At 40.3% G+C, this 22,958-nt stretch carries 23 protein-coding genes; 11 read left to right on the forward strand and 12 right to left on the reverse strand.

The genetic code is table 11. The annotated features are described in order from the left end of the window. Window positions 1-6 precede the first annotated feature (6 nt). From AADY36_RS10980 to AADY36_RS10990, 3 genes are all read right to left on the reverse strand, one after another. Window positions 7-2,262, reverse strand: a complete 2,256-nt coding sequence (locus AADY36_RS10980; protein WP_342408977.1) for an aminotransferase class V-fold PLP-dependent enzyme — start codon at window positions 2,260-2,262, stop codon at window positions 7-9. Between the two features lie 118 nt (window positions 2,263-2,380). Next, window positions 2,381-3,448, reverse strand: coding sequence for an AI-2E family transporter (locus AADY36_RS10985; protein ID WP_055021923.1), 1,068 nt, complete (start codon window positions 3,446-3,448; stop codon window positions 2,381-2,383). Next, complete coding sequence (locus AADY36_RS10990; protein WP_250660106.1) at window positions 3,441-3,659, reverse strand: sulfurtransferase TusA family protein; 219 nt, start codon at window positions 3,657-3,659, stop codon at window positions 3,441-3,443. The genes AADY36_RS10985 and AADY36_RS10990 overlap by 8 nt, the downstream gene beginning before the upstream one ends. Before the next feature lie 155 nt (window positions 3,660-3,814). On the opposite strand from AADY36_RS10990, the gene AADY36_RS10995 reads away from it, so the two are divergent. From AADY36_RS10995 to AADY36_RS11015, 5 genes are read left to right on the forward strand one after another with little or no spacing between them, the layout of a single operon-like run. Then, window positions 3,815-4,480, forward strand: a complete 666-nt coding sequence (locus AADY36_RS10995; protein WP_250660105.1) for a hypothetical protein — start codon at window positions 3,815-3,817, stop codon at window positions 4,478-4,480. Between the two features lies 1 nt (window position 4,481). Beyond that, window positions 4,482-5,942: a beta-barrel assembly-enhancing protease gene (gene bepA / locus AADY36_RS11000; RefSeq protein ID WP_054563603.1), complete on the forward strand. Its 1,461-nt coding sequence runs from the start codon at window positions 4,482-4,484 to the stop codon at window positions 5,940-5,942. A 54-nt stretch (window positions 5,943-5,996) separates the two neighbouring features. Then, window positions 5,997-6,344, forward strand: a complete 348-nt coding sequence (gene arsC, locus AADY36_RS11005) for an arsenate reductase (glutaredoxin) (protein WP_054563602.1) — start codon at window positions 5,997-5,999, stop codon at window positions 6,342-6,344. Then, window positions 6,344-6,898, forward strand: a complete 555-nt coding sequence (gene wrbA, locus AADY36_RS11010; protein WP_287199166.1) for an NAD(P)H:quinone oxidoreductase — start codon at window positions 6,344-6,346, stop codon at window positions 6,896-6,898. The genes arsC and wrbA overlap by 1 nt, the downstream gene beginning before the upstream one ends. Next, window positions 6,895-7,350, forward strand: a complete 456-nt coding sequence (locus AADY36_RS11015; RefSeq protein ID WP_055021925.1) for a DUF2069 domain-containing protein — start codon at window positions 6,895-6,897, stop codon at window positions 7,348-7,350. The genes wrbA and AADY36_RS11015 overlap by 4 nt, the downstream gene beginning before the upstream one ends. An 86-nt stretch (window positions 7,351-7,436) precedes the next feature. Here AADY36_RS11015 and AADY36_RS11020 read toward each other — a convergent pair whose 3' ends face one another. Continuing rightward, window positions 7,437-8,774, reverse strand: coding sequence for an ankyrin repeat domain-containing protein (locus tag AADY36_RS11020; RefSeq protein WP_054563599.1), 1,338 nt, complete (start codon window positions 8,772-8,774; stop codon window positions 7,437-7,439). A 300-nt stretch (window positions 8,775-9,074) separates the two neighbouring features. Next, window positions 9,075-9,668 carry an MlaC/ttg2D family ABC transporter substrate-binding protein gene (locus AADY36_RS11025; protein ID WP_054563598.1) on the reverse strand — a complete coding sequence of 198 codons (594 nt, stop codon included), beginning with the start codon at window positions 9,666-9,668 and terminating at the stop codon, window positions 9,075-9,077. Between the two features lie 235 nt (window positions 9,669-9,903). On the opposite strand from AADY36_RS11025, the gene AADY36_RS11030 reads away from it, so the two are divergent. Both AADY36_RS11030 and AADY36_RS11035 read left to right on the forward strand, forming a co-directional pair. Then, window positions 9,904-10,440: an acyloxyacyl hydrolase gene (locus tag AADY36_RS11030; RefSeq protein ID WP_054563597.1), complete on the forward strand. Its 537-nt coding sequence runs from the start codon at window positions 9,904-9,906 to the stop codon at window positions 10,438-10,440. 39 nt (window positions 10,441-10,479) lie between these two features. Next, window positions 10,480-10,626, forward strand: a complete 147-nt coding sequence (locus AADY36_RS11035) for a DUF2897 family protein (RefSeq protein WP_082389286.1) — start codon at window positions 10,480-10,482, stop codon at window positions 10,624-10,626. A gap of 33 nt (window positions 10,627-10,659) precedes the next feature. Here AADY36_RS11035 and AADY36_RS11040 read toward each other — a convergent pair whose 3' ends face one another. Further along, a complete protein-coding gene (locus AADY36_RS11040; RefSeq protein WP_054563596.1) occupies window positions 10,660-12,027 on the reverse strand; it encodes a YjiH family protein in 1,368 nt (455 codons plus the stop codon). Window positions 12,028-12,098: 71 nt separating this feature from the next. Beyond that, complete coding sequence (gene bamC / locus AADY36_RS11045) at window positions 12,099-13,160, reverse strand: outer membrane protein assembly factor BamC (protein WP_054563595.1); 1,062 nt, start codon at window positions 13,158-13,160, stop codon at window positions 12,099-12,101. A gap of 368 nt (window positions 13,161-13,528) precedes the next feature. Here bamC and AADY36_RS11050 point away from each other — a divergent pair, with 368 nt between their 5' ends. Further along, entirely contained in the window at window positions 13,529-14,062 is a 534-nt protein-coding gene (locus tag AADY36_RS11050; RefSeq protein WP_054553746.1) for a glycine cleavage system protein R, read from the forward strand. 10 nt (window positions 14,063-14,072) lie between these two features. Beyond that, window positions 14,073-14,552 carry a thioredoxin-dependent thiol peroxidase gene (bcp, locus tag AADY36_RS11055; protein WP_054563594.1) on the forward strand — a complete coding sequence of 160 codons (480 nt, stop codon included), beginning with the start codon at window positions 14,073-14,075 and terminating at the stop codon, window positions 14,550-14,552. A 177-nt stretch (window positions 14,553-14,729) separates the two neighbouring features. Here the strand turns inward: bcp and queE are convergent, their stop codons facing one another. After that, the gene (gene queE, locus AADY36_RS11060) at window positions 14,730-15,395 is read right to left on the reverse strand and encodes a 7-carboxy-7-deazaguanine synthase QueE (RefSeq protein WP_130051902.1); all 666 of its coding nucleotides are present in this window, start codon (window positions 15,393-15,395) and stop codon (window positions 14,730-14,732) included. Between the two features lie 122 nt (window positions 15,396-15,517). On the opposite strand from queE, the gene queC reads away from it, so the two are divergent. After that, complete coding sequence (queC, locus tag AADY36_RS11065; protein ID WP_268795049.1) at window positions 15,518-16,198, forward strand: 7-cyano-7-deazaguanine synthase QueC; 681 nt, start codon at window positions 15,518-15,520, stop codon at window positions 16,196-16,198. Window positions 16,199-16,238: 40 nt separating this feature from the next. Here queC and AADY36_RS11070 read toward each other — a convergent pair whose 3' ends face one another. From AADY36_RS11070 to AADY36_RS11085, 4 genes are all read right to left on the reverse strand, one after another. After that, window positions 16,239-18,413, reverse strand: a complete 2,175-nt coding sequence (locus AADY36_RS11070) for an exonuclease domain-containing protein (protein ID WP_342408978.1) — start codon at window positions 18,411-18,413, stop codon at window positions 16,239-16,241. 66 nt (window positions 18,414-18,479) lie between these two features. Beyond that, window positions 18,480-18,668 carry a DUF3185 family protein gene (locus tag AADY36_RS11075; protein WP_054553751.1) on the reverse strand — a complete coding sequence of 63 codons (189 nt, stop codon included), beginning with the start codon at window positions 18,666-18,668 and terminating at the stop codon, window positions 18,480-18,482. Window positions 18,669-18,743: 75 nt separating this feature from the next. Further along, window positions 18,744-20,153 (reverse strand): sensor histidine kinase, encoded by a 1,410-nt coding sequence (locus tag AADY36_RS11080; protein WP_239963967.1) that lies wholly within the window; start codon window positions 20,151-20,153, stop codon window positions 18,744-18,746. Continuing rightward, window positions 20,153-20,827: a response regulator transcription factor gene (locus AADY36_RS11085; protein ID WP_250660100.1), complete on the reverse strand. Its 675-nt coding sequence runs from the start codon at window positions 20,825-20,827 to the stop codon at window positions 20,153-20,155. The genes AADY36_RS11080 and AADY36_RS11085 overlap by 1 nt, the downstream gene beginning before the upstream one ends. 175 nt (window positions 20,828-21,002) lie before the next feature. Between AADY36_RS11085 and AADY36_RS11090 the strand changes: the two genes are divergently transcribed. Then, a complete protein-coding gene (locus tag AADY36_RS11090) occupies window positions 21,003-22,946 on the forward strand; it encodes an LTA synthase family protein (protein WP_342408979.1) in 1,944 nt (647 codons plus the stop codon). Window positions 22,947-22,958 lie beyond the last annotated feature (12 nt).

Below are 22,958 nucleotides of genomic sequence, written 5' to 3' on the forward strand. Positions count from 1 at the left end.
TACTTATTAAAGCAATGCTAAACCGCCATTTAAGTTATAAACGTTTTCAAACCCTAACTGCGACAAATTATTTGCCGCTTGTTTAGAACGATTACCACTTCGGCAAACCAAAATGTAGCAATGGTCTTTATCAAGCTGCCCTTGCACGATAGCGTTTGCCATACGGCTCAGTGGAATGTTGATCACTTTGCTATCAGCAACTGTGAATATTTCAGCCAAATTATTCGCACCATGTTCATACGGTTCACGAGTATCAATTAAGTAAGTGGCTTTATCGTTTAGCATTACTTTAGCATCACTTGCAGCAAGCTGTTTCATTGGTGCACTTTCAAGTGTTTCAACATAGCCACATAGAGAATGACTTACAGTATGCTTTTGCTCATCCGCTTGTTGCTTTAATTCAACAAACTCATCATCTGATACTTGTTCACTTAATAGTTTTGCTAATAACGGTGTCGTTGCCTTTTGTGCATGCCAATCCATAGCAAAACATTGCTGATAATCATGCCCTGAACAAATTACCGTAGAATCTTGCACTGCCATAGCAAGCTGTTTTAATGACTGAGCCATTTTCGCAGCATCGCCACCGCTAATTGCTGTGTTACCTAAGCCACCTGGTAGGATTAAATCACCACAGAAGCAATAGCTGATATCACCGCTTTGTGTATCTGACAATAAATAGCTAACACTATCGTCACTATGACCCGGTGTCGCTACTTTAGTTAAGCGTGCTTCGCTTAATTCGATGGTTGCTGAATCTTTAGGCCAGCCAAGTTCATCTATTTCATTAGCAACAAAACGTTCTGCGAGCTCTTTTGATAATAAACAACGAGCCGATAAACGCTCTTGGTGATTATGGGTATCTAAAATCGCTTTTACTGATAGACCTTGTGTCGCGACAATTTTCGCCATACGCGGAATAAGCTCGATAATAGGATCAATCACCACTGCGTTTTTATCGCTGTCTACATATAGCCAACAGCACGCTGCTTGATGACGTAGCTGTGTCAAGCCAATCGCACACACTTCGTGTTGAGGCGATGTACTATCAGATACAACTAAGCAGTTTGCTTCTAGAATCGGCTTTAAAGAACGGATTTTATCGCAAGCAAAGTCAATCTCTTGTTGGTTAACAGCTGGGCCAAACGACATACGTATCGCGTTTTCACTTTGCCAATCACTGGCTCCCATCGCATCTAAAACAAAACTACGATTTGCGCCTGAGCTACATGCAGAACCGCCACTAACACGGATACCCGCCGCATCAAATAAATCCATCACCTCTTTACTGGTTAATTCGTTCACAGCAAAGTTTAATGTTGTTGGCACTGAATGCTCAAAACTGTGATTAAACGTGATGCTGCCAAAGGTGTCTGTAAGTGCACCTAATAATTGCTCGCGAAAAGCATGTAGCTGCTCAATTGGCTTGAATGTTTGGTTTTGTTTATCAAGTAATAACGAGAACAACTTATTTAAACCGGCAATGCCCGGTAAATTTTCTGTACCAGATCGCATACCGCTTTCTTGGCCGCCACCAGCAATAAATGGTGTATACGCACTGCCTTTACGAATATAAAGTACGCCAATACCTTTAGGGGCATACAATTTATGGCCAGAGAATGGAGCATAATCAATGGTTGTTTGGCTTAGCGCTAAGTTGGTTTTGCCTAATGCTTGTACGCAGTCAACCATCCAAGCCACATGGCTGTTTTCACTACGAATGACTTGCTCAATAGCGCTTAAATCTTGGAATACACCGGTTTCGTTGTTTACTGCCATAGTACAGATCATCAGTGCATTCGCAGCATGTTTACGAATAAACTCGAGGTCTAAAATACCGTTTTTATCTACTGGAATAGCTAATACCTGTGCGTTTATATCAAGCACGCTGTTCCAATGTTTTAGGGTATTTGGCACCGCTTTATGTTCTGTTGCCCCATAAAGTAATACCGGATTCTCGATTTGATGACTTTTTGCAGCAATAAGTGTTGAAACAACCGCTGTTTGAATACCTTCTGTTGCACCTGAAGTAAATAAAATATCACCATCGGTTGCGCCAATGACTTCACGTGCTTTGTTACGCGTTTGTTCTAATAAGTGTTTTGCTTGAATACCCGTAATATGAGAACTTGATGGATTACCAAAACAAACTTGCATCGTGTGCGAAACCACATCGGCAATTTCAGGAAGTACAGGAGTCGTTGCATTCGCATCTAAATAAATTTGCTGATTAGCATCGTCAGGAAGGTAAAAATTTGCCATGTAAAACGCACCATATTACTAAAAGATATATCTTATAACCTATTTTACATTTTTCACGGCTAAATTATAATAATCAATTAGCCAGTAAAGTGCGTTTTCTATACTTTTTAAGACTAAGCTAACTTTCTATTAGCTCAACCTGCTTAGAAGACCAGGCATTTATAAGCGCTTTTACTAATGAAGCCAGCGGTATTGCGAAGAACACCCCCCAAAAGCCCCATAAACCGCCAAAAAACAGTACTGCAACGATAATAAACACTGGGTTTAAATCGACCGCTTCAGAGAACAGTAACGGCACTAACACATTGCCATCAAGAGCTTGGATCACGCCATAAATGATTAAAATGGTCCAAAATTGTGTTTCTAAACCAAATTGAAATAACGCCACCGCAGCAACTGGAATGGTCACCAATGCCGCCCCAACAAATGGAATAAGCACCGACAAGCCTACTAACACGCCGAGTAAAGCCGCATAGCGAAGGTCAAGCACTGCAAAAGCGATAAAAGATGCAGTACCAACAATTAAAATCTCAAATACCTTACCGCGAATATAATTCATGATTTGCTGATTCATTTCTTGCCATACTTGAATGATCAAGCGGCGTTGCTTAGGCAATAAACGCTCAGCACTTTGTGTGAGTTCCAATTTATCTTTAAGCATAAAGAACACCAGGAGCGGCACTAAGATCAGATAAATCAGCCAAGCTGCCACATCTTTAATCGAAGTTAATGACACCGATAGCACCAACTGACCAAACTCAATCGCTTTGGTCTCTACACTGGTAACAATTGATTTAACCTGATCTTCAGTAATCAAACTTGGGTAATCTTCAGGAAGATGTAAAAGCAGCGCTTTACCTTTTTCAATCATGTAAGGGGTTTCTTGAACTAGATTACTAGTTTGCTGCCAAAGCACGGGCCCCATGCCGACAATAATCATGATCATCAAGCCACTGAATACCAACATAACAAGAATCGTTGCGGTAAACCTCTTTAAACCCAGCTTTTCCAAGTGAGCAACAGGCCAATCAAGTAAATAGGCAATCACCAAGGCAACTAAAACTGGCACGATTAACGAACCAAAAAAGTAGAAAAATGCAAAGGTTGCAATAAGCAGTAACAACAAAGTTACTGAATGGGGATCAGAAAATTTATTTTCGTACCACGCTTTTACATACTCAAACACGAATGGGCTCCACTGTTAGCACACCTAATTCTAGGTCAATTTTAAAATGGTAATGATTTTTTTCTAAAAATCGCTGCATATCGTCCGTTGCCTCAGCAGCATTAAATGTAAAAGTCACGGGTTGTTTAATTGATGTTGCCTTATTCAACCCTAATTTAAACTGAATAAATTGTTGAGGGCACTTATAGCCTCTTAAATCAACCGTTAACATAGCGAATCAACTGCGTTATTAATATGAATAATAAGTATAAGGTGTAGGCCGTTTGCGAAAATAAGTCTTTATAATGAGAAACAACTCATTTTTTTCTTAAAACACGCAAAACAATAGTTTATCCTTAATCTATAACTGGTAGTAAAGGAAACTCCATGCCTGGCTCGCATAATAAAGCGCAATTACCTGCGAATCCAACTCTTAAAGAGATAAACTGGTATAAAAAACAAATAAACTGGGGCGAGCTGCCGCCTTTTTATCATATGGTGGCATCATCGGTTAGCGAATCTGAAGGGATTTTAGACCACGGTTTTGATAATGCCGTTAAACAATTAATTGATCCACGCAACTGGAACCTTGATTTATTAGGTGGTCATGAAACCGACATGGGCGAAATTGTTTGTAAGCAAAAACCGCGCATTGCTTTGCATCAAAGCTTTACGGACCGAGGTTTCGAATTATGGGCCTACCCTTATGCTAAAGATGTTATGGTAGACCAATACATCAAAGACAATCGCTTTATGGAGTTTAAGGTGTGGGACCCGCACACCATGAAAAACCTTATTCGCTTTAACCAGCTTCATAAATTCATCGCTTTTTACTTTGAAAGAGGCGATAAAGCTGACAAAGCTTTAATTCTTCATGCCCATAAAGTAGCGCATAAAATCATAACTTTTTTACAACGAGAGTTGAACGTTGTTAAGCTAGATGGAGTCACAATAAAAGATTTCTATCAATTGTGCGAAAAAGACAGCCGAGCATGCAGCGACGAAATAGACTTAGCAAAAGTCATGTTAGGTGAGCAAATCAACAAGGAATAAGATGCGACTAAAATCAGCCTTTATTACACTGTGCAGTGCATTACTGACGTTTTCAATACTGCATAGTGAGCCGTTGAAGGCACAAACAAACTTTAAGCTGCCCGATTTAGGGACCTCAGCTTTACAGGCTTTGCCGATTGAAAAAGAGCAAGCGATCGGTGAAGTGATGATGATGCAAATTCGTGGCTCATCACCCGTTGTAAGTGATCCTGTTCTTGATGAGTACCTGACCACTTTGGGCCGTCGTTTAGTCGCAAACGCCAACGATGTGCGTTTCCCATTTTCATTTTTCTGGTTAAACAACGCTGAAATTAATGCTTTTGCCTTTTATGGTGGCCATGTGGGTGTGCATACGGGTCTTATCGCACAAGCCGATAACGAAAGCCAATTTGCCTCAGTACTTGGGCACGAGATAGCTCACGTAACACAGCGCCATTTAGCCCGCCGTATTCAACAGCAGCAAGATAACAGCGCGTTAACTATAGCAGGTATGATTGCGGGTATTTTAGCTACCGTTGTTGCACCTGACGCTGGTATTGCAATTATCTCAGCAAACCAGACACAAGCGGCGTTTAGTCAATTAACTCATAGTCGTGCTGCAGAACAAGAGGCAGACCGTATTGGTATGCAGACCTTAAATAATGCAGGGTTTGATCCTCGCCAATCGAGTGAGTTTTTAACTAAACTTGCTGCACAAATTCGCTACAAGTATAAGCCGCCAGCCTTTTTGCTAACTCACCCATTGCCTGAAAGCCGTGTTTCTGATGTACGCTTACGTGCCGAGCAGTATCCAAAACGACACTACTCCGACAGCCTAGAGTTTAACCTAGCTAAGAGCCGTGTAATTGCTCGATATCAGCAAAAGTCAAAAGCTGCAGAAGATTTATTTCGTAAATTAATGCGTGAAAATACCGTTCATAACGACACTGCACTTAAATATGGCTTGGGTATTAGCTTGTTGGACCAAAAAAAGCTTGATGAAGCAGCCAGCATTTTGAATCCATTGCTTGAGCAAGATCCAAAGAACTTATTTTATATTGATACCCACACAGACTTACTCATTGCGCAAGGTAAAGCGAATGAAGCAGTAGAGTTTTTAGCTAAGCTAGATATCGATAGACCTAACAATCAGGTGATTGCCTTAAACTATGCAAATGCCGCTATTGAAGCTAAACAATTTGACCTTGCTGAACGTATCTTAAAATCTTATTTATTAGCAAAACCTGAGAACAATCTTGCCAAAGAGCTCATTGCTGATGTCTATAAAAAGCAAGAAAATATGGCTTCCTACCATGAAGCGCATGCCGATGTGCTTGCCCAATATGGCGCTTATTTAAAAGCAGCTGATGAAATTCAAAAAGCACTAAACTTTGTTGAGCCTGAAGAGCTAGTTAAACAACAACGTTTAAAAGCCCTACTTACACAATACCGCCAATTACAAAAAGAGCTTGCGAGACTTTAAGTCTCGCGGCGCTTGCCCTAAAATAAGCCAAATTATTAAATGTGAGAACACACTATGTCTGTGACTATTTATCATAATCCACGTTGTTCAAAATCGCGTGAAACACTTGCCCTATTAGAAAGCAATAACGTACAACCAAGTGTTGTTGAATACCTAAAAACACCGCTTAATGAACAACAAATCTCGACTTTAATTAGCCAACTGGGCTTTACTTCAGCGCGTGAATTAATGCGTACTAAAGAAGACATCTACAAAGAGCTTGAGCTTAAAAACGAACAAAACGAAGACAAGTTAATTGCTGCAATGGCTGCCAATCCAAAACTAATCGAGCGTCCAATTGTTGAAAATAACGGCAAAGCTGCTCTAGGTCGTCCACCAGAAAACGTATTAAGCGTACTTTAATGGCTATAAACATTGTTGTGCTATACCACTCAAGCCATGGCTCTGTAGAAGCAATGGCACATGAGATAGCCGAGTCGATTGAGCAACACGGTGCAACCGCCTTATTGCGCACGTTTGTTAAACGTCAGCCACACGATATTGTGATCAGCAAAGATGATCTAATTAATTGTGATGGCTTAGCCTTTGGCACCCCTACTCGATTTGGCATGATGGCCTCACAAGCTAAGAGCTTTTGGGAGACCACCAGTGATCTGTGGCTTAAAGGTCAGCTGATAGATAAACCTGCTTGCGTTTTTTCGTCATCAAGCAGTATGCACGGTGGTAACGAAGCTACCTTGTTGAATCTATCACTGCCGTTGTTACATCACGGCATGATGTTGCTTGGCGTGCCTTATGAGGTACCTGAGTTATTAGCAACTAAAACCGGCGGTACGCCGTACGGCGCGAGTCATGTGGCCGGTAGCAATAACAGCAATGTGTTAAGTAAAGACGAAATTAAAATTTGCCAAAGCGTTGGAAAACGCTTGGCACTGATTGCGAGTAAATTAAAATGAGCTTGGAACCTGAGCTAAATCAGCCTGTTGCCAAAAAACCAATTACAAAACGATTCCAACGTTTTGCACTGATTGGTTATATCGGCTTATTAGTTTTAATGCCAATTTGGCTGTTTTTAATTGCCCCAAGAGAAGGCCATAGTAACGCCTTTATCTTTGTTGTTTATATACTGCCTCTACTGTTACCGCTTAAGGGCATTATTCAAGATAAGCCTTATACCTACGCTTGGGCGAACTTTATCGTGATGTTCTATTTCATCCATGGTTTTACATTACTGTGGGTCGCACAAGAACAGCTAATTTGGGTATTACTTGAGTTAGCCTTTGCGAGTCTGATGTTTATTGGCTGCACTTATTATGCACGCCATCGCGGGCAAGAACTTGGCCTTAAGATACGTAAATTAAAAGAAGAGTTGGCAGAAGAAAAAGCCGCTCATGAACACGATAAATAATACCGATTCGTTTATCAAAAAATGAAACAAAAAACGGCAACCTAGGTTGCCGTTTTTTTATGTCACTTTATATAGTTTTTATGCGTTCACACCAACTCTGCTAAGGTGGCTAGTGCGACAATACTTGCCAGACCCACTTGGCCAATTAAGCTAAATAATGAGAACAGCCTTAAAATAAACAGCCCCCATGGATGGCGAATATGCGGGTAAAGCGCACAGCGTTTCAAGCTTGTGGCAAAGAAAAAGCATAAGATCGAAACCAACGTAAAGCTCAGCGTTAACTCACTTTTAATAGCAATGCTATCGTCAAAAAAGAAGAACAGCTGCACAGGTAGTAACACAGTTACAATCGCATGTAGTAAGTGCACTTTTTTAACGCGATCAAACTGCCCTTCTGGCGAAAGCTCTTTAATGCCAAAGTCATGCTCAAGGCACTTTACTAAGTTATCCGCTTTTATGCTAACTGCTAGTCGGTAGCAACTTAGACCGTCGTTGTTACGGACTCTAAAGTCATAGCCCGCTTTTAAAAGCAACACCAGTAAAGGTCCATTCTCGGCTAATACAGCGTAATGTAATGCTGTATTCCCTTTGTTGTCTTGGGCCTTCTTATCTTGATGTTCAAGTATTGTCTCAACAACATTCACATAGCCTTTTTCAGTAGCCCACATAAACGCTGTTTTACCGTTTTCGTCAGCTAAAGCACCTGTTGCGCCTTGCTCAATGAAACGCTTTGCCATGGTTTGTTTAGCATTTTCGTGGCTTAAGTGGGCAAGTAAAGCTTGTTCAAGTAACGATGCTGAATCAACATCAGGTGATACAAGTTTTAGTAAGGTGAAGTAATCTTCACCGTGAGCAACTTTTTCAGCCGCAAGCGCTGTTAATGGCTCAAGATCAGCCACAGAATCTGGAATAAAACCACTAAAACGCTCTCTAAAGTCAACTTCGGTCCACAGCTCTAATACATCGTCCGCAGACATTTTCGCACCGTGATTAAGTACATGCTCAATCACAGTAAAATAGCGACGATTGAATAACTGATGGATGAGAGTTATAGGGGTTTTAACGGCCGATTGAGCAAATGCGCTAGCGTACTTCTCTAAGCGCTGGCATAACATTAAAACAAGACTTTCAGGGGTGTAGTCGTTTTCTAAGAAATGCGTTTTCATAGCATTAATATAATGCAACGCAGCTTCATCAAACTCAGAAATATGTTGGAAATAACACTCTTCAAACGGTTCAAGAGGAGTCAACCAAGTAAGGTAGTAAATAGGCGGAAGAACCGTCGTACACACACCGTCATCTTCATTAGTAGAACGACATGCCGGCCAAGCTTCTAAAGCATCTAAAATATAGGCCCCGTTTTGCTCAGCTAATCCTTTGATTAGTAACGGGTATTCCTTTGGCCAAATCAGTACATTTTCCATTAAAAAAACACAACTCCGCTGCACATTATTCGATGTCTTATTAAGCAACTAGTTATAGCAAAATTTAACTGACAGTTTGCTTAATATTGCGACCAATAACACAGTATCTGAACAGATACTTTGGTAAACAAGAAAAGTAGCATGATTCTACCACAGAGGGTTACAGGTGCTAGCGCAAAGTAGGTGATTTTTAAAGAAAATAGAAAAGCAGCGGCACATGGACGGTACTCACTGCTTAGTTGGAGACTGAAAGTAGCTAAAATGCTCGATGAGGTGAAGGTAATCGAGCTTTAAACTAACTTACTTACTTGCTAATTCGTGTGTCACTTCATCAATGCCAACTTGGCTGATGCGCTGTAAAACTTCTTTTTGCTTCGCGCTTAACAGTGAAATGCCTTCAGCAACAATATCGTATACTTTCCACTGCTTATCTTTGCCTTGGCGTAATTTAAAGTGCAAATCGATGGCTGGCGCATTGTCATCAACAATTTGTGTTTTAACTGTTGCATAACCATCGTCGATGAGTTGTGATTGATCAAAAATAACTTTTTGGCCTGTGTATTTCATTAGTGCGCCGGCATAAGTTACTGTTAAGTAATGCTCAACCGCAGCAATAAAATCAACGGCTTGGTCACGGCGTAGGCCTTTAATGTGCTTACCTAAAAGCTTATACGATACAAACTTAATATCCATGTGCGGCAATAAGCGTTTTTCTACAATGTTCGCCATTGCTTCTGAGCTTGCATCGCCTTTTGCATTTACATTTGCGATATCAACAAATAAATCTGCTGTGACTGATTCTAATAGTTGCTTAGGCGAGCGGTCTTCACTGGCAAAAGCAGTTGCAGTAAAAAGCGCAGCTATAAGCAAAAATGAGTTAACTAGTTTGGTCATCGTGTTCACCTCTCAACGAAAATTTTCGCTAATATACCGATATTAAATCCATAAAAAAAGAAACAATCCGACACCGTTTTAATGCCAATTAAGCACCAATCGATTTTTCCCATAGTTTTCAGTTAATTGCTAAAAAATATGAGAATGTGCACAGCTTCTGTGTTTTTACGCACATTGAAAAGTTCTTACCTCCGCCCTTATCTACTTGCTCACAGTCATAATCAGAAGTACCGAGATGAAACTAAAACACCCACTAAAAGCACTTATGTTAAGTGTAGCCGCCCTACTAGCAACACCAACTTATGCTGCTTCAAACCATGGCTATGCCGTTGATTACATTCAAGGTGAAGGGGATGTAAAAGGCTTAAAACTGGCCTACCAGTACCATATACCCAATGAAAAGCTGCCCTTTCAACACGCCCGTTTGTACTTCGAGTCTAGTTTTAATATTTGGCAGTATGGCAAAGACAACAAACATCAAACTAATATCGTGTTAGCTATGTCTCCGGTGATCCAATACCCTGTATTTAATGTGAAAAACATGCCTGTTTATGTGGAGTTTGGGATCGGGGTTTCACTGTTAGATGACACCCATTTTGCAGGTAAAAACGTTAGTACTCACTATCAGTTTGAGGATAGGTTGGGTTTGGTTGCAGACCTAGGTGAAGACTCAACCTTAGCTCTTAGGTATTTACATTACTCAAATGCGGGGTTCAAAAGCCCTAACCCTGGCCTTGATTTTATTTCACTGTCTTATGCAAGACGATTTTAAGTGCTACTATATCGCTGTGTATATCGGCAGGATTTCAAGATGGAAACTTGGCAAATTATAGCCATTGTTGTTGCCGTATTTGGTGTAGTAATTGGTAACCTTATGTTGCTAAAACATGCAGCAAAAATGGACTTCAAAGTGCCTAAAAGCGATGATAATGAAGATAAAAAAAGCCCTGATGAATAATCAGGGCTTTTCTTTTATAGACTTCAGCTTAGTTTACACTAACCAATGTGCCATTAAGACAATCACCGGTAATGTTACTAAGGTTCTTAAAATAAAGATGAAGAACAACTCGATAATATTAACCGGGATTTTGCTACCTAAAAGCAGTGCACCTACTTCCGACATATAAATCAATTGCGTCACACTCATTGCAGCAACGATAAAGCGTGTTACATCACTTTCGATACTACCAGCGGCAAGAATCGACGGAATAAACATATCAGCAAAGCCAACCATAATTGTTTGTGCGGCAGCTTCAGCTTCTGGTACTTGTAATAGCTCTAAGAATGGTACAAACGGCTTGCCCATATACTCAAAAATTGGCGTATATTCAGCAATAATCAAGGCAAATGTGCCAACAGCCATAACCACAGGTAATACTGCAAATACCATATCAAATGCGTTATGTAAGCCTTCTTTTACTGTACCTGCAAAGCCCGGTGCAGTGCGTGCTTTAGCAAGCGCCACATCAAGTGAATGAGAAACTAATGTTTTACCTTCAGGCACTGACTCTGCGTCTTTATCAGGCTCTGTTCCATCTACATAGAGATCTTTTTTAAAGCGTAGCGGTGGTAAACGAGGCACAATTAGCGCTGCGGCTAAACCAGCTAAACACACTGTTAAGTAAAACGGTGCAAAAAGGTGCTCAAGCTTTACTTGACCAATCACAACTAAACAAAAGGTAATTGATACAGCTGAGAAAGTGGTACCAATAATAGCCGCTTCGCGCTGCGTATAATGTTTGTCTTCATACTGACGAGCGGTCATCAAAATACCCACACTGCCGTCACCTAACCAAGATGCTACACAGTTAACCGCACTTCGGCCTGGCACACCAAAAAGTGGGCGCATAACTTTAGTTAATAAGGTACCAACTAGCTCTAACAAGCCGAAGTTTAATAATAATGGTAATAGTAAGCCCGCTAAAACAAACACAGAAAACAATACTGGCAACAAGTCGTTTAACACCAGTGCTCCGGTATTACCGGAAATAATCATTTCTGGCCCTTGCTTTGTGTAGGTCAAAACGATAAAAACCATACCCAGTAATCGAACACTCAGCCAAAGCCAACTAACATCAAATAAATGTTTAATTATAAAGAACTTAAGTAATGGCTGCGGTTTAAACAACTTTATCACTAAAGATAAAATACCGGTGATACAAACAATGCTGGTAATTAAACCCAGTGCAAATGGGCCAATCCACTCTTGCACTGCTTTTGCCATAACAGCAATCGGAATGGTCATTGCTTCACCTATGGGTACCGGCGTCATAAACAAGAAGACACCTATAAGTGAAGGAACGAAAAAGGTAAACAAGGTTCGCAAGTCACTGCGATTTGCTGTGTTTAAGTTAGACATATTTTCAACCTGTAAAAACCACAAAAAGAGCGGCTAAGCTCTTTTTGTGGTGGTTTTGACTTTTTTAATTATTAAATATTGATACCGCGCTGACGCAGTGCATTTTCTAATGCTTGCTGGAGGTCATTCATTGTACCAGGCTCTAATGTCGAACCTTCAGAGTCCATCCAAGTTAAACTTGTGCCGCCATCATTGGTGCGGCTAACAAGAATTTGGTATTGGCCATCTTCAATCGGAAGTTCAGATAATTCTTCACCCCAAATTGAATCCCATACGCTTGACTCAGGCTTTTTGTAATCAGCCGTGATCAAACCACGCTCTTGGTCAATCTCTACGATAGTGAAAGATAAGCGCTCTAAGAAACCTGAGAAACGATCAAACACCATGTTGTAATCTTGCTCTGTAACCAATGCCGCATTACCTTTGTTATCAAAGCCCATTTCTAATGAAATAATGCCTTGTTTTTTACGCATATCAACTTCAAGTTGACGGTAACGATAATCAAACTCAGCAATCACTTGGTTTAATGCACGAACTTCAAGCTGTTGTTGTAGTAATGGTGTTAACGGTACTGAGTCACTTTTATAATCAGCAAGCTTAGAAGTTAACGAAGCTGTACGCTGATGCGACTTTTCTTCAATTGTGAAGATAAAGCGCTGCTGTGATACTTCAGTTTCAGTTTCCCAGAACCAACCTTCTTCAGGTTTAATAATGGCATACCAACCTGTTTCAATTGAATTTGAGGCTTTGTCTTCTTTTAAAGCGGCGGTATTTTTTTCTGCTAGAACAGCTTTAATAGAGTCCCAGATAAATACATCTAAATCTTCGATACCATCGTTTTTATCAAAGTAGACACGTGCTTCTGTGTCACCTTCTTCAACCCAAGTACCTTGAGCAATGGTAATTACTTGCGCTGGCGGACGATAGTTTTTAGCTTCAGGATTGTTGTCGTATTGCGCAACATCCATTTTATAAGTTGGATCTTGAGCTGGTTGCGCTAATCCTGCTGGAGCTTTCACCGCTTCGTTAGCACGATAATTGCGTTTGTGGTGCGCTTCATCGGTAAAAACACCGCACCCTGTTAAACTTACCATTACGCTTACAGCAAGCGCCTTTGAGATCCAATACTGCACAGATATTTCTCCTTAGCAAACCCTTAATTTTTTTAACAAATATATGAGTGGGTAATGCCGATTTGGTTCACTGTAAAATCACTTTTAACTTTACATTTATTGTTTTTATGCAAAAAACCCGAATAGATTGGGCTAGCGTAACGTATTTGATTGCTTATCGCCTTGCAAAATTTTAACTATGGTACTTTCTGATGCCCCTAAAAACAAGAAAGAGCGCACTTTATTCACGGCTTAATTAATCGCCGCTATCGTTAACGGAGCAAATTATGTTAAACTTCGCCGCCGTGCGGTATTAAACTCACGTGAAATCAAAGCTTATTTAAGCTTATATCCATTGGTATTGTTATTTACTAGGTATTTAAAATTCCATGACTGCTTTTACAAATCATCAGATAGTGCTCACTGCGATTGGCGAAGATAGACCCGGTATCGTTAGCGAATTAACTCAGTTAGTGAGTGATTGCCATTGCAATATAATTGACAGTCGCATTGCTATTTTGGGCAACGAATTTACCTTTATCATGCTATTAGCAGGTGATATGTCGGCAATTAGCCGTATTGAACATACATTGCCAACTAAAGGTATGGAGCTTGGCCTTTTAACCATGATGAAACGCACAGCAAGTCATGTTGCATGTGAATTTTGTGCCGGTTACACCCTCGAATACACAGGTATTGATACACCAGGAACATTAAGTAAAGTTACGCGCTTTTTTGCTGATAACAACATCAGCATTTGTTCTCTCAAGTCAGACACTTACGATGAAGATGACGAGCTTAAAATGCGCTGCGAACTCGAGTTTAATATTCCTGTTGAAGTCGATATTGATAACTTTAAAGTGAGCTTTGAAGATCTTTCTCGTAGTTTGAACGTAGATTATATTTTCAGACGCATTCGCTAAGGAGCAAAGCATGAAAACAATTAATCCATTACAAGCAGGTGATACAGCCCCTGCTTTTAGCTTACAAAATCAGAATGATGAAACTATCGTGCTAGCTGATCTTTTAAAAGAGCAGCAAGTACTGGTTTATTTCTACCCTAAAGCGTCAACACCAGGTTGTACTGTACAAGCAGAGAACTTACGTGATGAAAAAGCTGAGCTTGCTAAATTTAACACGCGTGTTGTGGGTATCAGCCCAGATCCAATCAAGCGTTTAAAGAATTTTGAAACCAAAAAAGAGCTTAACTTTGATTTACTAGCCGACGAAGATCACGCGATTGCTGATGCCTTTGGTATTTGGGGTTACAAGAAGTTTATGGGTAAAGAATACGAAGGAATTCATCGTATTAGCTTCCTTGTAGGCCAAGACGGCAAAATCAAACACGTGTTTGATAAGTTCAAAACCAAAGACCATCATCAGGTGGTGTTGGACTATTTAGCGCAGAATTGATAGTTACGAGTTACGAGTTACGAGTTACGAGTTACGAGTTACGAGAACATAGCAAAAAAGCGTTGCCATAGTGCAACGCTTTTTTGTTTTTAACTAGAAAGATTAAACCCCGTATCTACTTTATCGGGGTCAGATCACAGATCTGACGGCTGACGGCTGACGGCTGACGGCTAAACCCTAACTAATTCCTAAATATTTATGTACTTGAACCGATAAACGCCAGTTCTTTGCAATACAGGTTTCAATGGCAAGCTTAGTTGCTGAGGTTTTTTGGCTAATTGGTTGTAGATACACTAAACGCGGATTCACACCTGTTTTTAAGAATAAATCTTCGAGCTCTTCCACATGCTTTTGCATTGCCACTGGGTGTTTAATCTCATCAGCACGCTGCATTGCACTGCGTAATACTTTATAGCCACCACGCATATTAATTTTTGGTGATACAGTCACCCATGTCTGCTCAGGGACTAAAATCTCAAATGTACCGCTGGTTTCAATTTGAGTCGAATAGCCATTTGCGTGTAATAATTCACACACTGGATTTAGGTCGTACATGCAAGGCTCACCACCAGTGATCACCACATGCTTTGCGTTGTAGCCACGTTCTTTAAATAGCGCTAACACTTGCTCAGCTGTTGCTTCAGCCCAATGATCTGAGTCTGCTTTTTTCTCAACGGTGTCATCAAGTGACACTTTATATACGTTATCAACGTCCCATGTTTGTTTTGTATCACACCAAGCACAGCCCACAGGGCAGCCTTGTAAACGTAAAAAGATTGAAGGTGTACCCGTAAAACTCGCTTCACCTTGAATTGTTTCAAACACTTCGTTAATTTTGTACAAAAGACATCTCACTTACGACGCAACGGTATAAAATACATACCATCAAAAAAACCAAAAACACGCGCAAAAATTGTTATTTAGGCCCGAGCCGTGTAGTATATCGCGCCCTGAAGTAAACCTCTATCAAAAGTAAGAGCAAAACAGATATGACGCAAAAAGTAGTTGTGATTTATTCCGGCGGTATGGACTCATTTACCGTATTAAATAAAGCCCTGCAACAAGGCCACGAAGTGTATGCCCTGTCGTTCGACTACGGCCAGCGTCATGTTAAAGAGCTTAAAGTAGCTGCTCAAGTATGTGAAAAGTTAGGTGTTTCTCACAAGATTGTTGATATTTCAGCGATCAACCAGTTGATTGGTGGCTCATCACTAACTGATGATATCGAAGTACCAGAAGGTCACTACGAAGAAGAAAGCATGAAGAGCACAATTGTGCCTAACCGCAACATGATTTTACTATCACTGGCTGTGGGTTATGCAGTGTCTTTAAAAGCTAGTAAAGTTTATTACGGTGCCCATTCAGGCGATCATGCAATTTATCCAGACTGTCGCCCTGAGTTCGTACAAAAAATGGATGATGTTTGCCGTATTGCCAATTACGACGCTGTTGAAATTTTCAGCCCGTACTTAAACAATACCAAAATCGACATTTTGACAGACGGTTTAAAAATGGGTCTTGATTACAGCCAAACATGGACCTGTTACAACGGCCGCGACAAAGCCTGTGGTAAATGTGGTGCTTGCCAAGAGCGCTTAGAAGCCTTTGCTTTAAATAACGTTACTGACCCTATCGAATACGAATAACCTTATTTAAAATGGGGCAGATTAAGTTTACAAGGCGAGTTTAACTCGCCTTTTTTGATTGTGTTTGTTGAATCAGATTTAACAGTTCTGCTGTGGCAGTTGCATCAGCTAACGCTCTATGATGATTCGTTAAATTCAATTCAAAATGTGCCGCTAAGTTACCGAGCGAATATGACTTAAGCTTTGGAAATGCCTTGCGTGATTCAACTACGGTACATAGCTTTGGCATTTTAAAGCCCTGCCCGATTGCACTGTACTCTTTGCGAATAAAGCCGTAATCAAAATTTACATTATGGGCAACAAATACGCTGCCTTTTAATAGTGAGCGCAGTGTATCGGCAACCTCTGCAAAGCATGGCGCATCACGAACCATAGCGGCGTTTATCCCCGTTAACTTGGTGATAAAAGCAGGAATACTGCGCTCAGGATTGATTAAACTCGCCCATTGTTTAATTACTTCGCCCGCTTGTAACTGCACAACGGCTATTTCAGTAATTTTATTATTACCTTGTACGCCACCGGTGGTTTCTATATCCACCACACTATAAATTCGATTCGGATCATTAAACCAATTTACCGCAACGATATTCACTGCAAAGCCATGTTGCTTTAATACCTCAATACTGACAAGTTGGTTGCGTCTTAGTTTGTCGCCAGGGGCTTTCACTTCTTCAAAGGTGAGCTTATCCCCTTTAAGCACCATCAAGTCTGGGTAGCCGTCTTTGAGCTGCTTAAAGGTTTTTGTCATTTGTAGTAAATGCGCTTTTAAATTTTCAAGCGGGCTGTGTTTTATTAATACCTCTAGCGGCTCTAACATATCGCTGTGCCACACAAACACAGCGTTAGGGGCTTCATAAAACTGCCCCACGTTTTTGCAAACATATTTATATAAGGCTTCATTACTAGTGAATTTTGCAAGCTTTTGCTCAATTTGTGTTTGTTGAACTGTGTAAAAACAATCAGCCAGCAACACCTTTGGATAAAGATCAAATTCATTACATGGCGGGTGCGGGGTCTCTATAAAGAGTTCTTGCCAGAACGTTAAGGTAAAAAAACTCAACCAAAGATTATTCTCGGTAAAAAATACTGTATTACCAAGCTGCTGATAATGCTCGCACACTCCTTGCTCTACATCGCCACGGTAAATGTCATCAATCTCTAATTGATGCTCTGTATCGATGAGCATTTGTGTTAGGCGTGAGCGTTGTTGCTTGTTATATTTACGCTGTAAAAAGTCCTCTGCAAAATACAAAATGCCATCATCTAGTGGGTCTAGAATAACTTGTTCAAGCTTTTGTTCTACCCAGCTTTTATCACCTTGTTTGTAACGCTGGCGAATTGCTAGCTCTTGCGCTTCACTGCTACCTTCACAGTGCTCAAGTAATTCAAATGCAAATGCTAAGTCATGATCTTTAAGCTGCTTGTATAAGCGGATCAATAACTTGTTTTTGATACTCTGGGCTAATTCATCTTCAGAGTTAATGGCTAAAAGCGCTTGGGCTAAGTTTTGATACTGTAATTCTGACTCGCTTTCTTTGAACTGCATTCGCAGCTTATTTAATTGGTAATGCGTTTGTGCTTCGGCGAGTGTTTGAAAACGAGAGATGCTTTCACTGACATCACCACGCACTTTTGCAATTCCCAAATCACGCATCACAAAACGATTTTGATGATTGATATCACCGCCACTTAGTCGGCCGCTATGTAAAAATTCAAAGTATTCATAATACTGACTTCGGCTATTGACCACGAACTGACTAAACAACGACTCTAATTCACTGTGGTTGCGGTCAATATGCTCTTTACACAGCTGGGTTAAACTCTGTTTACTGGCTGACTTTTTGTAATCAGGATAAGTCGCCATTAGCTCTTCATTTGCTAATAGGGTTAACAGAGTTGGCTTGGTTAAATGCTCAAGCAATAGATCTAATTCGTCGCTGCTAGGATGTGCCACCAACCCTTGCTGCTTTAGCTTAAAAATAGCACCGTGCAGATTAGGGATCTCTTCATAATTTAATGATGACAACGCAACGACTTTTGGCTTTCGAGAATAAATACGCAGCAAAGTACATAAGCTTTGCTCATCAAGTTGAAGGAGTTTTTCAAGAAATAACTGCTGCTCTTCTAAAAGCAGATGCTTGCACTGAGATTGTATAAATTCAGCAAGCTCAAAGAAGTGACTTAAATAATATTTTGCTGGTAATTGTGTTTTCATAGCCAAACCCGACACTGTATATAAAAACAGTATCAGGTATTAGCTAATTGATTTCAATGTTTGCGGTTATTTAACTTTTAAAATACCCACAATTGCGCAAATTGCACCCCCGACCATACCGAGCCAAGCTTCAATTGGTGTATCACCACTAAACGTGCGGCTAATTTGCGCACTTGCAGAGTCATACACGTTATATCCCCATACGGCTAGCGCCACACCAATAACGATTAAAGCAATACCTATAATTTTTCCCATCGTGTTGTTCCTTATTGTTATTAATTTCTTTTTGATAACCTCAGTGTTGCACACATATTAAACGCCTGCAAAGCCTTAAGAAATAATCAAACTAAAGGTTATGTTTTGCCCACTTAACGACACCTGAAGTTCAGCGTCAATTGCTTTACTTAACGCTTTGGCAATAGATAAGCCTAACCCAAAGTTATCATTAGAGGTTCTGGCACTGTCTTTTTGCCAGAGTGGATCAAATAACTGGCTCAAATCGTCTTCTGTTAAAGGTACTTTTAATTCATTTGTAACAGAGAATTGCAGCTTATCCTCTTTAGTCAGTAGCGTGCTTACAGTCACAACGCTCTTATCAGGGCTATATTGCTTGGCGTTATTTACAAGGTTGGTGATGATTGATTCAAGGGCAAATAAATTACTGACAATGGCAGGAACATCATCTTGAAACTCAAACTTAATTCGCTCTAAATCATGTTTTTCTAAGGTACGTAAAATAACCTGGTTTAAATCACATGCATCTTGCTTTGGGAGTGCTTCATCACTGTATTTATGCAGTAATAATAAGTTTGACACAATGCTCTTTAAACGCTGGCTAATTTTTAGCACTTCGGGTTTAAAGTCTGCCTCAAACTCTTTTTCATTTGGAAAACGAATGGCCACTTCAGCCATATTAATAAGCTCAGCTATAGGCGTTTTTAACTCATGAGCAATATCCGAGGTTAAGCGTCTTTCACGAAAATAAAGCTGGCGGTTTTCCCGTATAAAGGCATTTAAGCTATCAACAATGGGTTGCAGCTCTTTAACAGGCTCTTTTATTGTTATCACTGCACTTTTATCCGCGATACTAAGCCTACTAATATCCCGGTTTAGTTTATTCAGCGGCGCTAAAGAACTGTCGACCGATTTACGCACAAATAGACGAATGAATACAATTACTGACACAGTAGAAACAACAAAAATAACGTCGATGAGCCATAAAACAAAGTCAACTTCTTCTGATGAAGCCGCATAAGCTAAGGTTATGGGTTGTTGCAAAGAGGTGTTAACGCCTTCAATAAAGTCTTCATCATCGTCTAGGTCTAAAGGCGGTATAAAGCGAGTATAAATAACCCGCCCATTGCGACCATCAGGTAACTCGGTATTGATGATTTTTGTCTCGCCAAGCTTTATTTTCTCTAGAGGTAGGTTCTTTTGTGAGAAAAGGTGCAAGCTTTCTGAACGCGCAAACACGCCAGACTGCGACCAAATTTGAAAATACTCAGTTTCTGTACTGCCAGAAAACTCAGGCATGAATTGCCCTGAAAAATCAAAATCAATTTCTTCTTCGTCAATATCAATCAATGACATAAGCATGCCGGCTTTTGATTTCAAACCACGATTAAATTCGTTATCAATCCAACTATCAACGGCGATATCGGTAGCAACTAAAATACTCAGCACTAGCCCAGTTATAGTAATCGATAATGTGGTTACTAACTTACTGCGAATTGATTTCATTATTTTCCTTGAATGATATAACCAAAACCACGCTTAGTTTGAATAGGTAACTCGCTACCTGCTGCCCTCACCTTTTTACGCGCCGATGATAAATGTGCTTCAATGGAGTTTTTTGAAACTAAGTCATATTGCCCAGCAATATAGGTACTTAACTTTTCAGCTGTGATCACTTTGTTTTGATTACTAAACAAGCACTCGACTATTTTATATTCGTTAGGGGTTAAATCGATAACGGTGTCGTTAACTTGCAAAAGTTTTAATTGTAAATTTAAAGCCAAGTTATCAATGCGGATCACATCACTGATTGTTTTCAGGCCGCCGCGACGCATTAAATTTAATAACCGTGCATGCAGCTCATCAAACGAAAATGGTTTGGTCAGGTAATCATCCGCCCCGGTGAGTAGTCCTTTTACTCTATCTTCTGGTTCTTGCTTGGCAGATAAAATAAGCACTCGCACGTCGAGCTGTTTTGCTCTTATGGTTTGTAATAACGTAATGCCATCAATACTGGGTAACATAATGTCGAGTATGATTAATTCGTACTCAGCAGTCATTGCCATACTCAAACCTTCAGCGCCATCGCCGGTTTCATCAATAGTAAAACCTAGGTTCTCAAGACCAATTCGTAGACTACGTCTTAATGACACCGAATCTTCTATAATCAACAATTTCATATGTTACTCATTTAGATAAAAACCGCTTTAGCATCACCAGCTTACGCTTTGAATCTTAAGATCCACTTAAGATTTACTGAAGTTTTTCTAGTTTAGAAAATATTAAGATTACCATAAGGATTTCTTAAGTTTCGATTCCTAGTATTGCCGTAGTTTCGATTAAGTAAGTACGACTATGACAACAAAACTTTCTGTTTTAAAACCTTTGTTCCGTTTTTCATTAATTTTAATGTCAGTTTTTATACTGTCGAGAATAGCCTTGCTAGTATGGCAACATCAAAGGTTAGCTGATGGCGATAGCCTTGCCGTTTTATTAGGCGGCTTAAGAGTCGACTTAAGCAGCTTAGGCTACTTGTCAGCCTTGGCTGTTTTAATGTTAGTAGCTGATGTGCTTTTGCGCAGCAAAACCGCTTTTTTTCAACAAGTTTTTACTCTTTATAGCAGCATAGTTGTGACTTTAATCGTGGTTGTTGAGGCTTCGACTCCCGCGTTCATTACTCAATACGATGTGAGACCAAATCGTTTATTTGTCGAATACCTAGACTACCCTCAAGAAGTCTTTTCTATGCTATTACATGGCCACCTATTTGCCATGATAAGCACCTTAATTATTGCAACGCTTAGTTGTGTATTTACGTATCGTTATATAAATGCAGCATTTAGCAAACAGCAAGATGCTAAAACGGTAAGCCAAGTGGTGATACTCGTTACTACTTTATTAGTTTGCTTAATTAGCGCAAGAGGCACTGTAAGCCATCGCCCGTTAAACCCTGCATTAGTGTACTTTTCAAGTGACTCACTAGTTAACTCCTTGGCACTTAATTCAACTTACAGTGTTGCATTTGCTATTAAGAATATGGGCAATGAAAAAAATGCCAGTAGTTTATACGGTACCATGCCACGTGATGAGATTTTACAAACAGTAAAGCAAGCAGCCTATAAACAGCAGTTTATCACTGAGAAAATCCCTACCCTTGCCAACAACACACCTTTTAACACAGGCAAACAAAAGAATTTAGTGATCATTTTAGAAGAAAGCTTAGGCGCACGCTTTGTTGGCGAACTAGGTGGCATAGGTGTGACTCCTGAGCTCGATAAGCTTTATCAACAAGGCTGGGGGTTTGATAACTTATACGCCACTGGCACACGCTCTGTTCGAGGGATTGAAGCGGTAACAACCGGGTTTACCCCATCACCTTCGCGCTCGGTGGTCAAACTTTCTAAATCTCAGCGTAACTTTTTCTCACTTGCTGACGTATTAACCCGCACCGGTTATTCCACCCAGTTTATTTATGGCGGTGAAAGTCATTTCGATAATATGAAAAGCTTTTTCTTAGGCAATGGCTTTAGCGATATTGTCGATATTAATGACATGCAAAACCCTGAGTTTATTTCGTCATGGGGAGCAAGCGACGAAGACTTGTTCAATCAAGCTGATATCGAGCTAAGTGAGCTAAATAAATCGGGCAAACCATTTTTCAGTCTTGTGTTTACCTCAAGTAACCACGACCCATTCGATATTCCAGAAGGTAAAGTAACACTGCCTGAAGGCCACGATCCAGAAAACTACAAACGCGATCTAGCAATCAAATATGCTGATTATGCTCTTGGTAAATTCATCGCGAAGGCAAAAGCGCAAGATTACTGGCAAGACACCGTCTTTTTGGTGGTTGCAGATCATGATGTGCGCGTGTTTGGTTCAGAGCCTGTACCGCTAAAATCTTTCCACATCCCTGCTGTGATCCTAAATAGTGATATGGATGCAAAGCGCGATACTCGCTTAGTCAGCCAAATTGATTTACCTGTTACTTTGTTGTCGTTATTAGGTGTTGAGCAAGCAACCCCCATGCTTGGTTATGATTTAACTCAACAATACCCTGTTGAGCGCGCCATGATGCAGTACTACGACAACTTTGCTTACGTAGAAAATGGTGAAGCCGTGATCCTGATGCCAAACCAAAAAGTGAGCTATTGGCACTACGACCCTAAAAGTAAATCCCAAGTAGCCATCGATAACACAGATAGCAGCGTTGAGCTTGCCAAAAAAGCCCTGGCTCACGTCTTATTTAGCAATTTAGCTTATACCGAACAGCTGTATCGCTTACCAAATAAATCGTAGCGATGAGGAATC

The organism is Pseudoalteromonas sp. D15MCD-2 (genome assembly GCF_038562745.1).
Taxonomy (GTDB): domain Bacteria; phylum Pseudomonadota; class Gammaproteobacteria; order Enterobacterales; family Alteromonadaceae; genus Pseudoalteromonas.

What these genes read in the sequence shown, in the direction of transcription:
- AADY36_RS11080 (WP_239963967.1), bottom strand. Translation starts at nt 20,153, where the DNA reads ATGAAATCAATTCGCAGTAAGTTAGTAACCACATTATCGATTACTATA.
- arsC (WP_054563602.1), top strand. Translation starts at nt 5,997, where the DNA reads ATGTCTGTGACTATTTATCATAATCCACGTTGTTCAAAATCGCGTGAA.
- AADY36_RS10995 (WP_250660105.1), top strand. Translation starts at nt 3,815, where the DNA reads ATGCCTGGCTCGCATAATAAAGCGCAATTACCTGCGAATCCAACTCTT.
- AADY36_RS11020 (WP_054563599.1), bottom strand. Translation starts at nt 8,774, where the DNA reads ATGGAAAATGTACTGATTTGGCCAAAGGAATACCCGTTACTAATCAAA.
- AADY36_RS11035 (WP_082389286.1), top strand. Translation starts at nt 10,480, where the DNA reads ATGGAAACTTGGCAAATTATAGCCATTGTTGTTGCCGTATTTGGTGTA.
- AADY36_RS11040 (WP_054563596.1), bottom strand. Translation starts at nt 12,027, where the DNA reads ATGTCTAACTTAAACACAGCAAATCGCAGTGACTTGCGAACCTTGTTT.
- AADY36_RS11085 (WP_250660100.1), bottom strand. Translation starts at nt 20,827, where the DNA reads ATGAAATTGTTGATTATAGAAGATTCGGTGTCATTAAGACGTAGTCTA.
- bcp (WP_054563594.1), top strand. Translation starts at nt 14,073, where the DNA reads ATGAAAACAATTAATCCATTACAAGCAGGTGATACAGCCCCTGCTTTT.
- AADY36_RS10980 (WP_342408977.1), bottom strand. Translation starts at nt 2,262, where the DNA reads ATGGCAAATTTTTACCTTCCTGACGATGCTAATCAGCAAATTTATTTA.
- AADY36_RS11025 (WP_054563598.1), bottom strand. Translation starts at nt 9,668, where the DNA reads ATGACCAAACTAGTTAACTCATTTTTGCTTATAGCTGCGCTTTTTACT.
- AADY36_RS11015 (WP_055021925.1), top strand. Translation starts at nt 6,895, where the DNA reads ATGAGCTTGGAACCTGAGCTAAATCAGCCTGTTGCCAAAAAACCAATT.
- AADY36_RS11030 (WP_054563597.1), top strand. Translation starts at nt 9,904, where the DNA reads ATGAAACTAAAACACCCACTAAAAGCACTTATGTTAAGTGTAGCCGCC.
- AADY36_RS10990 (WP_250660106.1), bottom strand. Translation starts at nt 3,659, where the DNA reads ATGTTAACGGTTGATTTAAGAGGCTATAAGTGCCCTCAACAATTTATT.
- AADY36_RS11075 (WP_054553751.1), bottom strand. Translation starts at nt 18,668, where the DNA reads ATGGGAAAAATTATAGGTATTGCTTTAATCGTTATTGGTGTGGCGCTA.
- wrbA (WP_287199166.1), top strand. Translation starts at nt 6,344, where the DNA reads ATGGCTATAAACATTGTTGTGCTATACCACTCAAGCCATGGCTCTGTA.
- AADY36_RS11050 (WP_054553746.1), top strand. Translation starts at nt 13,529, where the DNA reads ATGACTGCTTTTACAAATCATCAGATAGTGCTCACTGCGATTGGCGAA.
- AADY36_RS11090 (WP_342408979.1), top strand. Translation starts at nt 21,003, where the DNA reads ATGACAACAAAACTTTCTGTTTTAAAACCTTTGTTCCGTTTTTCATTA.
- bepA (WP_054563603.1), top strand. Translation starts at nt 4,482, where the DNA reads ATGCGACTAAAATCAGCCTTTATTACACTGTGCAGTGCATTACTGACG.
- AADY36_RS11070 (WP_342408978.1), bottom strand. Translation starts at nt 18,413, where the DNA reads ATGAAAACACAATTACCAGCAAAATATTATTTAAGTCACTTCTTTGAG.